The sequence below is a fragment of the Streptomyces sp. NPDC090442 genome, from assembly GCF_044769405.1.
GTDB lineage: Bacteria > Actinomycetota > Actinomycetes > Streptomycetales > Streptomycetaceae > Streptomyces.
Genome location: NZ_JBIVXW010000033.1, coordinates 31,125 through 44,427, shown reverse-complemented (window position 1 = coordinate 44,427; position 13,303 = coordinate 31,125). Strand labels below are relative to the sequence as shown.

Annotated in this window: 14 protein-coding genes; 8 read left to right on the top strand and 6 right to left on the bottom strand. The window is 70.8% G+C overall.

What is annotated here, in order from left to right; all coding sequences use genetic code 11:
- Positions 1–2 precede the first annotated feature (2 nt).
- Entirely contained in the window at positions 3–968 is a 966-nt protein-coding gene (locus ACIQU6_RS23285; RefSeq protein ID WP_403483591.1) for an SDR family NAD(P)-dependent oxidoreductase, read from the bottom strand.
- A gap of 322 nt (positions 969–1,290) precedes the next feature.
- Between ACIQU6_RS23285 and ACIQU6_RS23280 the strand changes: the two genes are divergently transcribed.
- The 3 genes from ACIQU6_RS23280 to ACIQU6_RS23270 all read left to right on the top strand — a co-directional run bounded on the left by ACIQU6_RS23280 (position 1,291) and on the right by ACIQU6_RS23270 (position 2,900).
- Entirely contained in the window at positions 1,291–1,743 is a 453-nt protein-coding gene (locus ACIQU6_RS23280) for a helix-turn-helix domain-containing protein (RefSeq protein WP_403483590.1), read from the top strand.
- Between the two features lie 32 nt (positions 1,744–1,775).
- The gene (locus ACIQU6_RS23275; protein WP_403483589.1) at positions 1,776–2,411 is read left to right on the top strand and encodes a hypothetical protein; all 636 of its coding nucleotides are present in this window, start codon (positions 1,776–1,778) and stop codon (positions 2,409–2,411) included.
- 147 nt (positions 2,412–2,558) lie between these two features.
- On the top strand, positions 2,559–2,900 hold the full coding sequence (locus tag ACIQU6_RS23270) for a DUF2516 family protein (RefSeq protein ID WP_403483588.1): 342 nt from the start codon (positions 2,559–2,561) through the stop codon (positions 2,898–2,900).
- A 35-nt stretch (positions 2,901–2,935) separates the two neighbouring features.
- Here the strand turns inward: ACIQU6_RS23270 and ACIQU6_RS23265 are convergent, their stop codons facing one another.
- Both ACIQU6_RS23265 and ACIQU6_RS23260 read right to left on the bottom strand, forming a co-directional pair.
- Complete coding sequence (locus tag ACIQU6_RS23265; RefSeq protein WP_403483587.1) at positions 2,936–4,492, bottom strand: SpoIIE family protein phosphatase; 1,557 nt, start codon at positions 4,490–4,492, stop codon at positions 2,936–2,938.
- 529 nt (positions 4,493–5,021) lie between these two features.
- Positions 5,022–6,074 (bottom strand): NlpC/P60 family protein, encoded by a 1,053-nt coding sequence (locus ACIQU6_RS23260; protein ID WP_403483586.1) that lies wholly within the window; start codon positions 6,072–6,074, stop codon positions 5,022–5,024.
- Between the two features lie 462 nt (positions 6,075–6,536).
- On the opposite strand from ACIQU6_RS23260, the gene pstS reads away from it, so the two are divergent.
- The 4 genes from pstS to pstB all read left to right on the top strand — a co-directional run bounded on the left by pstS (position 6,537) and on the right by pstB (position 10,640).
- Positions 6,537–7,670 (top strand): phosphate ABC transporter substrate-binding protein PstS, encoded by a 1,134-nt coding sequence (pstS, locus tag ACIQU6_RS23255; RefSeq protein WP_403483585.1) that lies wholly within the window; start codon positions 6,537–6,539, stop codon positions 7,668–7,670.
- 96 nt (positions 7,671–7,766) lie between these two features.
- On the top strand, positions 7,767–8,753 hold the full coding sequence (gene pstC, locus ACIQU6_RS23250; protein ID WP_403483584.1) for a phosphate ABC transporter permease subunit PstC: 987 nt from the start codon (positions 7,767–7,769) through the stop codon (positions 8,751–8,753).
- The gene (gene pstA, locus ACIQU6_RS23245; protein ID WP_403483583.1) at positions 8,750–9,829 is read left to right on the top strand and encodes a phosphate ABC transporter permease PstA; all 1,080 of its coding nucleotides are present in this window, start codon (positions 8,750–8,752) and stop codon (positions 9,827–9,829) included. Before pstC ends, pstA begins: the two co-directional genes overlap by 4 nt.
- Before the next feature lie 34 nt (positions 9,830–9,863).
- Positions 9,864–10,640 carry a phosphate ABC transporter ATP-binding protein PstB gene (pstB, locus tag ACIQU6_RS23240; protein WP_403483582.1) on the top strand — a complete coding sequence of 259 codons (777 nt, stop codon included), beginning with the start codon at positions 9,864–9,866 and terminating at the stop codon, positions 10,638–10,640.
- Positions 10,641–10,754: 114 nt separating this feature from the next.
- On the opposite strand, the gene ACIQU6_RS23235 is transcribed toward pstB, so the two are convergent.
- Together ACIQU6_RS23235 and ACIQU6_RS23230 are read right to left on the bottom strand one after the other, a co-directional pair.
- On the bottom strand, positions 10,755–11,753 hold the full coding sequence (locus ACIQU6_RS23235; protein ID WP_403483581.1) for an anion permease: 999 nt from the start codon (positions 11,751–11,753) through the stop codon (positions 10,755–10,757).
- Between the two features lie 10 nt (positions 11,754–11,763).
- Positions 11,764–12,384, bottom strand: a complete 621-nt coding sequence (locus ACIQU6_RS23230) for a DUF47 domain-containing protein (protein WP_403483580.1) — start codon at positions 12,382–12,384, stop codon at positions 11,764–11,766.
- Positions 12,385–12,587: 203 nt separating this feature from the next.
- Here ACIQU6_RS23230 and ACIQU6_RS23225 point away from each other — a divergent pair, with 203 nt between their 5' ends.
- Positions 12,588–13,004, top strand: a complete 417-nt coding sequence (locus ACIQU6_RS23225) for a metal-sensitive transcriptional regulator (protein ID WP_403483579.1) — start codon at positions 12,588–12,590, stop codon at positions 13,002–13,004.
- Between the two features lie 33 nt (positions 13,005–13,037).
- Here ACIQU6_RS23225 and ACIQU6_RS23220 read toward each other — a convergent pair whose 3' ends face one another.
- Positions 13,038–13,265, bottom strand: coding sequence for a hypothetical protein (locus tag ACIQU6_RS23220; RefSeq protein ID WP_403483578.1), 228 nt, complete (start codon positions 13,263–13,265; stop codon positions 13,038–13,040).
- Positions 13,266–13,303 lie beyond the last annotated feature (38 nt).

The window sequence follows — 13,303 nt, the reverse complement described above, 5'->3', positions numbered from 1 at the left end:
GTTCACGGCGTGGCAACCGGCTCGACCCCGGTCAACGCGCAACTGTCCGCCCAGAGTCGGGCGGCGACCTCGGTGTCGGCCAGGTTGCGCCACCGCGGCTCGTTGCGCGGCCGGCCGCGCAGGCCGAGGACCCGAGGTCCCCACAACTGCCCGCCGCGCACGCCCGGATCGAGCACCGCGCGCACCGCCGGCCACGCCCCGGCGTGCTTGCCCTGGAGGACGGCGGCCGCGGGCAGTCCGCGCAGCCAGGCGCCGGCGGTCCGGACGTGCACCGGCGGGCGGGTGGGGGTGCGGGAGTCGAGGGCGCCGCCGGGGTGGACCACCACGCTCGCCACCGGGCTGCCGGCGGCCCGCAGCCGACGGTCCAGCTCGAACCCGAAGTGCATCTGCGCCAGTTTGGACCGTCCGTAGGTGCGCTTGGGCCGGTAGTCGCGCCGGGACTGAAGGTCGTCCGGGTCCAGCCGCTCGGTCTTGGCCGCGAAGCTCCCCATGGTCACCACGCGGCCCGCCGGCGCGGCCGACAGCAGCGGCAGCAGCCACCGGGTCAGCGCGAAGTGCCCGAGGTGGTTGGTGCCGAACATCAACTCGTGCCCGTCGCCGGTCTCTTGGCGCGCCGGCCCGTCGAGCGCGACCCCGGCGTTGTGGACCACCGCGTCGAGGCGCGTCACCTCCAGGGACTCCACCGCGCCCCGGAGGGAGGCGAGGTCGGCGAGGTCCATCCGGACGGCCCGTACCCGTGCGCCGGGAACCCGGGCGCGCAGCGCCCCCAGGGCGTCCTCGGCCCGCGCCGGGTTCCGGCTGCCCAGGATGACGACGGCCCCGGTCGCGGCGAGCTGCTCGGCGACGAAGTACCCGATGCCCGCGTTGCCGCCGGTGACCAGGAAGGTGCTGCCGTCGGCGGACGGCAGCCGGTGCACGTCCCAGTGCGGGACGGACGGCACGGGGGACACGGGCGGCACGGACGACATGCGGGGCTCCCTTATGGCACGAGGCACGACGATCACGACGGGACGAGACGACGGGATGACGGGACGGCGATCCGGCCGCGGCCTACGGTCCGCCACCCCCGCCCCGGTCCTCGACCACAGTCGCAGCGACCACCAACAGCCCACCGACGCACCGCCGACACCCCACCGACAGCGCCCGTCGACAACGCCACGCCCCCTGCGCGCGACACGGCGTCACGCGGGGCACCGCCACGGGTCGGCGTCGCCGCCCGCCCCGCCAAGGTCGCGTCACTCCTGCTAGCACTTGCTTGCAATAGTTAGCGCTACCGTGCAGTATCGAGGCATGGCATCACTCAATGTCGGCAACCTCGGCGAGTTCCTGCGGGAGCAGCGGCGCACCGCGCAGCTCAGCCTGCGGCAGCTCGCGGATGCCGCGGGGGTGTCCAACCCGTACCTCAGCCAGATCGAGCGCGGGCTGCGCAAGCCGAGCGCGGAGATCCTCCAGCAGTTGGCCAAGGCGCTGCGGATATCCGCCGAGACGCTGTACGTCCAGGCCGGAATCCTGGACGAGCGGCGTGCCCCGGACGGCGCCGGGGTGCAGACCGCGATACTCACCGACCCGTCGCTGAACGAGCGGCAGAAGCAGGTCCTGCTGCAGATCTACGAGTCCTTCCGCAAGGAGAACGGGCTCGGCGGTGCCGCGACCGACGGCGCCGCGCACCAGGCCGGCGACGGGTCCGAGGACGGGGGCCACCCCCACGAGACAGAGGCCGACGGCGGCCCGCACGCCACCTGAGCAACCCCATCGTTTCCAGGAGGAACCACGTCATGGCCATCACCACCGATGACCTCCGCAAGGCCCTGACCGACGCGACCCCGCTGTACGCCCTGGCCGGTACCGCCGACCTGGCCGCCGAGAAGCTGGGCGAGGTGCCGCAGCTGGTCGAGAAGCTCAAGGCCGAGGCGCCCAAGCGCTTCGACTCCGTCCGCAGCACCGACCCCAAGGACATTCAGGCCCTGGTCACCAAGCAGGCCAAGGAGGCCCAGGACAAGCTCACCGAGCTGCTGGGCTCGCTCGACGGGGATCTGAAGAAGTTCCGCGACCAGGCACAGGAGCTGGCGCTGCGCGGCGTCGGCCGGGCCGCCGAGGTCGCCGTGCAGGCCCGCGAGACCTACGACGAGCTGGCCGAGCGCGGCCGCGGCGCGGTGCAGAACTGGCGCGGCGGCGCCGCCGAGCAGGTCGAGGAGCTGGCGGTGGCGATCGAGCCGCAGTCGGCCAAGGAGGGCGCGGGCGACGTCTCCGGCAACGGCCGCGCCAAGACCGTGCCGGCCAACGGGGCCCCCGCCCAGGCGAAGGCCACCGCCTCCACCGAGCCCAAGACCGCCACGGCGAAGAAGCCGGCCGTGCCGCGCAAGCCCGTCGCGGGCCCGGCGAGGAAGAGCACCCCGCCGTCGGCGAAGTGAGCCACCGGTGAGCGGTGATCCATCGGCGGGCCGGGCACTCCTCACGTGCCCGGCCCGTTGTCCGGGTACGGTGGGGCGGAAAGGGCCCCACGGACCGAGATGACAGACCGAGTTTCCTGGGTGAACGGCTAACGGGTGGTGGACGGCGTGCTGATTTACGGATTCCAGAGCGTCCTGAGCTGGGTTCAGCTCGCTCTCGGCGTGTATGCCGCCGTGATGCTCGTCGACGCGGCCACCCGCCGCGACGCCGCCTACCGCGCGGCGGACAAGCACAACAAGGCGATGTGGCTGGTCTTCCTCGGGATCGCCACGGCGCTGCTGTTCCTGCTGCCGCTGCTGTCGTTCCTGCCGATCATCGGCGTGATCGCGGTGATCGTCTACACCGTCGACGTCCGACCGGCGCTGCGCGCGGTGAGCGGCGGCGGCCGCGGCTGGCACAAGGGCTCCAGCTCGGACGGCCCCTACGGGCCGTACAACGGCGGCCGCTGAGCCCGGGCGGGCCCGGGGCCCGCCGACCCCGCCGGCTACCGCCGGTCCAGCAGCAGCACCGCCACGTCGTCGGTGAGTTCCCCGCCGTTGAGCGCGCGCACCTCGCGCACCGACGCCTCCAGCAGCTCCTCGCCCTGCAGGCCACCGGCCATCTGGCGGGTGACGAGTTCGGTCATGCCCTCCTGGCCCAGGCGCCGGGTGCCCTCGCCGATCCGGCCCTCGATCAGGCCGTCCGTATACATCAGCAGGCTCCAGGCGGCGCCCAACTCGACCTGGCGGCGCGGCCAGCGGGCCTGCGGCAGCAGCCCGAGCGCCGGGCCGCCGAACTCGTACGGCAGCAGCTCCGGCTGCTGTCCGGCGCGGGCCAGCAGGGGCGCGGGGTGACCGGCCAGGCAGACCCCGGCCCGGTGGCCGTCCGCCGAGATGTCGACGGTGCACAGCGTCGCGAAGATCTCGTCGTCAGGGCGCTCGTTCTCCAGCACCTTCTGGAGCGTGGCCAGCAGCTCGTCGCCGTAGAGCCCGGCGAAGGTCAACGCCCGCCAGGCGATGCGCAGTTCGACGCCGAGCGCGGCCTCGTCGGGGCCGTGGCCGCAGACGTCGCCGATCATCGCGTGCACGGTGCCGTCCGGGGTGCGGACGGTGTCGTAGAAGTCGCCGCCGAGCAGGGCGCGGCTGCGGCCGGGCCGGTAGCAGGCGGCGAAGCGCAGCTCCGAGCCGTCGAGCAGCGGGGTGGGCAGCAGGCCGCGCTCCAGGCGGGCGTTCTCCTGGGCGCGCAGCCGGGACTCGGTGAGCTGGCGCTGGGCGAGGTCGGCGCGCTTGCGTTCCACGGCGTAGCGGACCGCGCGGCTGAGCACCTTGCCGTCCAACTCGTCGCGGAAGAGGTAGTCCTGGGCGCCCACCCGCACCGCGTCGGCGGCCCGCTCGGCGTCCGTCTCGCAGGTGAGGACGAGGACGGCCTGCGCGGGCGCCATGCGCAGCACGGCCCGGACGGCGGCCAGTTCGTCGCCGGAGTCGCCGGCGCGGGTCCCGTCGCGGTCCTCGCGGCCGGCCGGCTCGGCCGGGGTGAGGTCGAGCAGGATGCAGTCCACGTCGTCGGTGAGCAGCCGCTCGGCCTCGGTGAGGTTGCGGGCGGTGCGCAACCGGACCTTGCGGCCGGCCCAGTCCCACATCTCCGGAACGTGGTTGTTCGGGTCCTCGCCTATGAGGAGCAGCGTCAGCCCGTGGGCGGGCGGCTCGGGCGCCGGCTCCGCGGCGGCGGGCCCGGCCGCGGGGTCGGGTGGTGTGGCGGAGGCCACGGTCTTGGTCCCGATGGTGGGCGCATGGCCGGTCACCGGGTGGGCAGCATTCCGGCCGGCCGGAAGTCGAGGGTCCGCGGCGGGCCGCGGCATTCCGGCCTCCGGGAGATCCCGGGACAGTGGGGCGGAACCGGCGGGCCCGTGGGGCGCGTCCCGCCAAGCGGGGGAAGCCCCGGAGCAGCCCCCGTGCGCGGGCATGCCGGCGGCGGCCGCGCGGGTCTCCGCGCAGCCTGCGTTCACCGGTCCTGCCTGGTGCGGCAGCACGGCCGTCCGCGGGTGCGGTACGGGTACGGGCATGGGTCTGCTTCCTTCCCTCCCCCCGAGGGGTGCGGCGGCGCACCGACCGGTGCACCACCGTGCCCGGCTCGACCCCGCTCGTCGGTCGGCTGAGCAGGGCGCTACCGGGCATCGAATGGCGACCATAGCGTCCGGAGCGCCGGGCGCGGAATGCCCTTTGGCACGCGGCCTTCGTCATATGCCAACGCCGATATGGCACTTCACCTGGGGAGCCCGGTAAGGGGAATGACGAACATCACCCCACCCGAGTGCAATCCGCTACCGGATCGCTACGGAAAGCCAGCCCCGCGCCACCCCCGACCGATACCGGAGAAATTGCCCAATCCGGTCGCCGGTTGACTTCCGGTAACGCCGTCGATTCTCCCTACGGCGGGGAAGGCGGCGCGGGACGAGTAACGGATGCCACGCGGAACACGGCGCGTGACGCGGCGCCGAACACACGGAGAAAGGGGGGTAATCGACGGTAAGCGGGCGACAATGGGCGGCCGGAGAATGTCCGGAATCTTTCCGTGCCGCCCGGCCCGCCCCGTCAGCCGGCCCGCCCGTCGTCCGGCCGGACCACCCCGAGAATCGGCATCGAGCCGGCGCCCGTGATGGTCACCTGCCGGCCGGGGCGCGGGGCGTGCACGATCGCGCCGTCCCCGAGGTACATCCCGACGTGACTGGCGTCCGAGAAATAGATGACGAGGTCGCCCGGGCGCATCTCCTTGAGCGGGACCCGGGGCAGTTGTCGCCACTGCTCCTGCGAGGTGCGCGGAATGGTCCGGCCGGCGGCCTGCCAGGCCCGTAGGGTGAGCCCGGAGCAGTCGAAGGTGTTGGGGCCGACCGCGCCCCAGACGTAATCCTTGCCGATCTGCGAAGTGGCGTAGGAAATCGCCTTCTTGCCCTGCTCAGTGGCTTTTCCGCGGATGTCCCGGAGTGCGCCGGAGTCGAGCCATTTCTGCTGGGTCAACAGCGCCTGGTCGTCCTCCAGTTTTCGCAGCCGGTCCTTTTCCTTGGCGGCCAGCCGGGATTCCAGCGCTTTCGCCGCGTCGATCTTGTCGTTGATCTGCTTGCGGGCCGCGTCCTTCTTCTGGCGATTGGCCTCCAGCTGCTCCCAGCGGCGGCTGGCGTCCTGGGCGTAGCCCTCCAAGTCGCTCTTGAGGTGCGTGAGTTGGCCGATCACGCCCTTGACCGCCTGCTGCCCCTTGCGGACCAGATCGGCGTTGGCCAGAAACGCCTCGGGGTCGGCGTTGAGCACCAGCTTCGCCTCGGGGGGAATGCCGCCCGCCCGGTACTGCGCGCTGGCCAGCGCCCCGGCCTGCCGCTTGAGGACGGCCAGCCGACCCTGCGCGGCGACGATGGTGCGGGCCAGCTCGACGATCTTCTTCTGCTGGAGCTGGACCTGCTCCTCGGCGGCGTTGTACGCGTCGGTGGCCCGCTCCGCCGCGCGGTAGAGCCCCTCGATCTCCTTGCGCACCTCGTCGAGAGGGCGCGCCCCGCCGTCGGGCGGCGGGCTCGGGGCGGGCGTCCGCTGCGCCGCCGTCGCCGTCCCGCCGAGCAGCCCCGTCGCGCAGAGCACGACCGCGGTGCAGAGCGCCAACCGGCTGCCCCGTAGACCCCGTGCGCCCCGTGCGCCCCGCTCCCCCGCCACGTCCCGAACGCCCCTTTGTGCCCCTTGGCTCCCCACCGGTCACCTCCGGCTCGTTCCGCACCGATTCATGTGCGCGCTTCGGCGCGGATGCTGCCATACCGACCGGTAATCCAACAGGGCGACGGGCCGTTTCGTCGGGAGACGGGCGCCCGCGCCCCGAACGCGGCGCTCCGGAGTGGCATTTCACGACCGGGCGGGCGTCCCGGAGCCGGCGGTCGCGCCGGCCCGCGCCGCACGCAGCCGACGGCCGAGGTTCACCGTGCGTTCACTCCGCTCCATCGGCCGCTTCACCTGATCTGCCTAATTTCGGCCGTACCGAGTGCGCGGTGCGCCGTCAGGCGACGGCACCGCCCACCACGCCACCACCCGCACGCCGAGGAAACGGCGCGCACCAGGAAGGAACTCTCGACAGTGAAGCAGCTTCAGCGCAAAAACCGGGTTCGCGCCCTCGCCGTTGGCGCTCTCGCCGTCTCCGGTGCCCTGGCCCTTTCCGCGTGCGGCTCTGACAACACCAGCGGCGGGAGCGGCGGGAGCGGCGGCAGCTCCGCCAAGGCGGCCAACATCAAGTGCGAGGGCAAGGGCAAGCTGCTCGCCTCCGGCTCCTCGGCGCAGAAGAACGCCATGGACGTCTGGGTGCAGAACTACGCCGGCGCCTGCCAGGGCACCGAGATCAACTACCAGCCCACCGGCTCCGGCGCCGGCATCACCACCTTCCTCCAGGGCCAGACCGCGTTCGCCGGCTCCGACTCCCCGCTGAAGCCCGAGGAGATCGCCAAGTCGAAGTCCGTCTGCAAGGGCGGCCAGGCGATCGACCTGCCGATGGTCGGCGGCCCGATCGCGGTCGGCTACAACGTTCCCGGCGTGGACAACCTCGTCCTCGACGCGCCCACCCTGGCGAAGATCTTCGACTCGCAGATCTCCAACTGGAACGACCCGGCGATCAAGAAGCTCAACCCGGGCGCCAAGCTGCCGGACCTGAAGATCCAGGCGTTCCACCGCTCCGACGACTCCGGCACCACCGACAACTTCACCAAGTACCTCAAGAGCGCCTCCGGCGGCGCCTGGAAGCACGAGCCGGGCAAGAAGTGGGAGGGCACCGGCGGCCAGGCGGCGTCCGGTTCGGCCGGCGTCTCCTCGCAGGTCAAGCAGACCAGCGGCGCCATCTCCTACTTCGAGCTGTCCTACGCCACCGCCGGCAAGATCCCCACGGTCAAGATCAACACCGGTGCCAAGGCCCCGGTCGAGGCCACCGTCGACAACGCCTCCAAGGCGATCGCCGCGGCCAAGCCGGCCGGCCAGGGCAGCGACCTCGCGCTCAAGCTGGACTACGCCACCAAGGCCGAGGGCGCCTACCCGATCACCCTGGTGACCAACGAGATCGTCTGCGACAAGGGCAACAAGGCCGACACCCTGCCGGCCACCAAGTCCTTCCTCACCTACATCTCCAGCAAGGACGGCCAGGACGCCCTGAAGGCACTCGGCTACGCCCCGCTCCCGACCGAGATCGCCGACAAGGTCAGCAAGACCGTCGCCACGCTCTCCTGACCCACCGGGCGGTGGTCGGGCCACACGGCCCGACCACCGCCCGTCCGGTGCACCGCCGCGCCGGAGCCCCCCGGGCTCCGCAGACCGGAGAAACCCATGGACTACTCCCCTCCTCTATCCGACACACCGCCACCGGCCACCGCATCGGTCTCCGGCAAGGCGGTCCGCCCCGGTGACCGAATATTCCTCGGGCTCTCCCGGGGTTCCGGCATAGCCCTGCTGGTGATCATGGCCGCCATCGCGGCCTTCCTCACCTACCGCTCGGTCCTCGCCATATCCGGCGACAAGGCCAACTTCTTCACCACCCTGGACTGGAACGCCACCGGCACCGAGCCGAAGTTCGGCATCGCGGTCCTCGCCTTCGGCACGGTCGTCAGCTCGGTGATCGCCATGCTCATCGCGGTCCCGGTCGCGGTCGGCATCGCGCTGTTCATCTCGCACTACGCGCCCCGCAAGCTGGCCTCGCCGCTGGGCTACGTCATCGACCTGCTCGCCGCCGTCCCCAGCATCGTCTACGGCCTGTGGGGCGCCCTCTTCCTCGTCCCGCACCTGAGCGGCCTCTACGGCTGGCTGAACGACTACCTCGGCTGGACCGGGATCCTCAGCTACAGCGACGGGGCCGCCCGCTCGCTGTTCACCGTCGGCATCCTGCTCGCGATCATGATCCTGCCGATCGTGACCAGCGTCAGCCGGGAGGTCTTCCTCCAGGTCCCGCGGATGCACGAGGAGGCCGCGCTGGCCCTCGGCGCCACCCGCTGGGAGGTGATCCGGATGTCGGTGCTCCCCTTCGGCCGCTCCGGCGTCATCAGCGCCTCCATGCTGGGCCTGGGCCGCGCGCTGGGCGAGACGATGGCGGTCGCCACGGTCCTCTCCCCCAGCTTCCTGATCAACGCCAGCCTGCTGGACCCGGGCGGCGGCACCTTCGCCCAGAACATCGCCAGCAAGTTCAGCGAGGCCGACACCTTCGGCCAGGACGCCCTGATCGCCTCCGGCCTCGTCCTCTTCGTGATCACCCTGCTCGTCAACGGCGCCGCCCGGCTGATCATCGCCCGCCGCAAGGAGTACTCGGGGGCCTCCTCATGACCGTCGCCACCAGCCACCGCCACCGCAAGGTCGCCGAGCCGCGCACCCCGCTTTCCCTCAGGCAGTCCCGGCTCCCCCGTTGGACGCTGCCGGTCCTCGCCCTGGTCTCCGTCGCCGTCGGCTGCGGCATCGGGCTGGCCGCCGGCCTCGACTCGACGGTCCAGTGGGGTCTGATCGCCGCGCTGCTCTTCCTCGTCGTCACCTACGTGCTGACCGCGGCCGTCGAGGGCGGCCGCCAGGCCAAGGACCGGCTGGCCACCAGCGTGGTGTGGACCTCCTTCCTGCTCGCGGTGGTGCCACTGGCCTCGCTGCTGTGGGAGACCGTCGACCGCGGCACCAAGGTCCTCGACGGGTACTTCCTGTCGCACTCGATGGGCACGCTGCCCGACGCGCTGCCCGGCGGCGGCGTCTACCACGCGATCATCGGCACCCTGGAGCAGGTCGGACTGGCGACGCTGATCGCCGCCCCGCTCGGGCTGTTGACCGCGATCTACCTCGTCGAGTACGGCCGCGGCAAGCTCGCCAAGGTCGTCACCTTCTTCGTCGACGTGATGACCGGCATCCCCTCCATCGTCGCGGGCCTGTTCGTCCTCTCCGTCTGGATCCTGATCCTCGGCTTCGGCCCGTCCGGCTTCGCCGGCTCGATGGCGCTGGCGATCCTGATGATGCCGGTGGTGGTCCGCTCCACCGAGGAGATGCTCAAGCTGGTCCCGAACGAGCTGCGCGAGGCATCGCTCGCCCTCGGCGTCCCGAAGTGGCGCACGATCCTCAAGGTCGTCCTGCCGACGTCGATCGGCGGCATCACCACCGGCGTGATGCTCGCCATCGCCCGCATCACCGGCGAGACCGCCCCGGTGCTGCTGCTGGTCTGGGGCGCCAAGACGATCAACAACAACCCCTTCGAGGGCGCCCAGCAGTCCCTGCCGCTCTACGTCTTCCAGCAGTGGCAGCAGGGCTCCGACGCCTCCTACGACCGGGCCTGGGCCGCGGCACTCGTGCTGATCGCCTTCGTCATGGTCCTGAACCTGGTGGCCCGCGGCATCGCCCGCTGGAAGGCCCCCAAGGCCGGCCGCTGACCAGCCACCCACCACGAAAGAAGCAGTGATTGACATGGCCAAGCGCATCGACGTCAGCGGCCTGAACGCGTACTACGGCTCCCACAAGGCCATCGACGACATCTCGATGACCGTCGAGCCGCGCTCGGTGACCGCCTTCATCGGCCCCTCCGGCTGCGGCAAGTCGACCTTCCTGCGCACCCTGAACCGGATGCACGAGGTCACCCCCGGCGGCCGCGTCGAGGGCAAGGTGCTGCTCGACGACGAGAACCTCTACGGCCCGGGCGTCGACCCGGTGGCCGTCCGGCGCACCGTCGGCATGGTCTTCCAGCGCCCCAACCCGTTCCCCACGATGTCCATCTTCGACAACGTGGCGGCCGGCCTGCGGCTCAACGGCAGCTACAAGAAGAGCGAGCTCAAGGAGATCGTCGAGCGCTCTCTCAAGGGCGCCAACCTCTGGAACGAGGTCAAGGACCGGCTGAACAAGCCGGGCTCGGGCCTGTCCGGCGGCCAGCAGCAGCGGCTGTGCATCGCCCGCGCCATCGCGGTCGAGCCGCAGGTGCTGCTGATGGACGAGCCCTGCTCCGCGCTCGACCCGATCTCCACGCTCGCCATCGAGGACCTCATCGGGGAGCTCAAGGAGCGCTTCACGATCGTCATCGTCACCCACAACATGCAGCAGGCCGCGCGGGTCTCGGACCGCACCGCGTTCTTCAACCTGGCGGCCGTCGGCAAGCCCGGCAAGCTCATCGAGATCGACGAGACCGAGCGGATCTTCTCCAACCCGTCGGTCCAGGCCACCGAGGACTACATCTCCGGCCGCTTCGGCTAGTCCGTCGGCCGCCTCCGGTGTCCTGCGGTGCTGCATGGCGGTGCCACCGCAGGACGAAGGGCCCGCCCCCGTAACCCGGGGACGGGCCCTTTCACCGTCGTGCGCCCACCGGCGTCAGGCGAAGGTGAGTTTGATGAACCAGAACGCCAGGGCGGCGACGAGCGCCGCGGCCGGCATGGTGATGAACCAGCCCATCACGATGTTCTTGGCCACGCCCCAACGCACCGCGCGCGGGCGCTTGGTCGAGCCGACGCCCATGATCGAGGCGGTGATGACGTGGGTGGTGGAGATCGGCGCGTGGAACATGAAGGACGCCAGGTACATCACCGACGCGGAGGTGGTCTCCGCGGCGAAGCCCTGCGGTGGGTCCAGCTCGATGATCCGCCGGCCCAGCGTCCGCATGATGCGCCAGCCGCCCGCGTAGGTGCCGAGCGACATGGTGATCGCGCAGGCCAGCTTGACCCACAGCGGAATGGCGTCGTCGGCCGTCTCGACATCGGCGATGACCAGCGCCATCACCACGATGCCCATGGTCTTCTGGGCGTCCTGGAGGCCGTGCCCGAGCGCCATGCCGGCCGCCGACACGGTCTGCGCTATGCGGAAGCCGCGCTTCGCCTTGTGCGGGTTGGCCTTCCGGAACAGCCAGAGGATCGCGACCATCACGAGGTAGCCGAGCACCAGCCCGATGACGGGCGAGATGAACATCGGCAGGACGACCTTCTCGATCACCCCCGACCAGATCACCTGCGTCCCGCCGGCCAGCGCCGCGCCGACCATGCCGCCGAACAGCGCGTGCGAGGAGGACGACGGCAGACCGAAGTACCAGGTGACGAGGTTCCAGACCACGGCACCGAGCAGCGCGGCGAAGAGGATGCCCATCCCCTTGCTGCCGTGGGGAGTTGCGATCAGTCCCTCGCTGACCGTCTTGGCGACGCCGCTGCCGAGGAAGGCGCCGGCGAGGTTCATCACGGCCGCCATCGCCAGCGCGGCCCGGGGGGTCAGGGCCCGCGTCGAGACCGAGGTCGCGATCGCGTTCGCCGAGTCGTGGAAGCCGTTGGTATAGGTGAATCCGAGCGCGACCCCAATGGTCACGATGAGCGCGAAGGTGTCCATGGCGTAAGGGTCAGGACTCCTTGACCGCGATGGTCTCGACGGTGTTGGCGACGTGCTCGAAGGCGTCCGCCGCCTCCTCCAGGATGTCCACGACCTGCTTGAGCTTGAGCACCTCGATGGCGTCGTACTTGCCGTTGAAGAGGTGGGCCAGCAGCTTGCGGTGGATCTGGTCGGCCTGGTTCTCCAGGCGGTTGACCTCGATCCAGTACTCGGTGAGGTTGGCCATCGTGCGGAGGTTCGGCATCGCCTCGGCGGTCAGCTCGGCCGCCCGCGCCAGCACCTCGATCTGCTGCTCGATGCCCTTGGGGAGTTCCTCGATCTTGTAGAGGACGACCAGATCGACGGCCTCCTCCATGAAGTCCATGATGTCGTCGAGCGACGAGGCCAGCGCGTAGATGTCCTCGCGGTCGAACGGCGTGATGAACGAGGAGTTGAGCTGGTGGAAGATCGCGTGCGTCGCGTCGTCCCCGGCGTGCTCGGCCGCTCGCATCCGTTCGGCGATCTCGGCCCGTGCGGAGGCGTCCGCCCCGAGCAGTTCCATCAGGAGTTTGGAGCCTGTGACGATGTTGTCCGCGGACGCCGCGAACATGTCGTAGAAGCTCGTCTCCCTGGGGGTCAGACGAAAGCGCACGTGAAATCCTCGGGGTACATCGGATTCGGTCGAGTTGATGCTAGGCGCATCATCCAGCCACAGCTAACCCAGCTAATCGGCATTCCTTCAGTGTCGCCTATCGGGCAGCATGCTCTGCACGGGGTACCGCGAGGGCCCGAAAACTTCGGTACGATATACCCGCCTGGGGTATACGGATCGCCTCAATACCACGGGAGATGGCCATGACGACCACGGACGCGGACACCAGCGGCGGGACCGCACCCGCCGCGGCCTGCCACGGCCCCCAACCGAAATCCGACCCCGTCGTCGGCACCGGATCTGTGACCGATACCGCTGTGGAAAATTCCGCGCCCGGCGGCCACGGCTACGCCAAGCAAAAGGACGCACACATCAAGCGACTGCGCCGCATCGAGGGTCAGATCCGGGGCCTTCAGCGGATGCTCGAAGAAGACGTCTACTGCATCGACATACTCACCCAGGTCTCGGCGAGCACGAAGGGCCTGCAGTCCTTCGGGCTCCAGTTGTTGGAGGAGCACCTGCGGCACTGCGTCGCCGACGCCGCCACCAAGGGGCCGGAGGCCATCGACGCCAAGGTCCAGGAGGCGACCAAGGCCATCGAGCGGATGCTGCGGAGCTGACGTCCGGCGGTCCGCGGCCCGTCCGCGGGCCCGTCAGCGCGGGTCCGGCGTCTCCCGGTCGCCCCCCTCGCCCCGTGGCACCCCGACCACGTGCAGGAGTTCGTCGATCCGGTCGGTGCTCAGCCGGTCCTCGCTCGCGGCCGCCGCCGCGATCATCAACTCACCGGTGAGGTCGATCTCCACGAGGGCCACCTGGTCCTGAACGGTCGGATGGCGATGGGCCGGCACGTCCGACACCTCCTCCTTCGAGCGCCTTCCCACGCCGTGGTGGCTACCGACAGCGTAAGGAGGGCCGCCCG

Excerpts from the sequence above, each read along its gene's own strand:
- ACIQU6_RS23285 (WP_403483591.1), bottom strand. The coding sequence starts at position 968 with ATGTCGTCCGTGCCGCCCGTGTCCCCCGTGCCGTCCGTCCCGCACTGG.
- ACIQU6_RS23280 (WP_403483590.1), top strand. The coding sequence starts at position 1,291 with ATGGCATCACTCAATGTCGGCAACCTCGGCGAGTTCCTGCGGGAGCAG.
- ACIQU6_RS23275 (WP_403483589.1), top strand. The coding sequence starts at position 1,776 with ATGGCCATCACCACCGATGACCTCCGCAAGGCCCTGACCGACGCGACC.
- ACIQU6_RS23265 (WP_403483587.1), bottom strand. The coding sequence starts at position 4,492 with ATGCCCGTACCCGTACCGCACCCGCGGACGGCCGTGCTGCCGCACCAG.
- pstC (WP_403483584.1), top strand. The coding sequence starts at position 7,767 with ATGGACTACTCCCCTCCTCTATCCGACACACCGCCACCGGCCACCGCA.
- pstA (WP_403483583.1), top strand. The coding sequence starts at position 8,750 with ATGACCGTCGCCACCAGCCACCGCCACCGCAAGGTCGCCGAGCCGCGC.
- pstB (WP_403483582.1), top strand. The coding sequence starts at position 9,864 with ATGGCCAAGCGCATCGACGTCAGCGGCCTGAACGCGTACTACGGCTCC.
- ACIQU6_RS23235 (WP_403483581.1), bottom strand. The coding sequence starts at position 11,753 with ATGGACACCTTCGCGCTCATCGTGACCATTGGGGTCGCGCTCGGATTC.
- ACIQU6_RS23225 (WP_403483579.1), top strand. The coding sequence starts at position 12,588 with ATGACGACCACGGACGCGGACACCAGCGGCGGGACCGCACCCGCCGCG.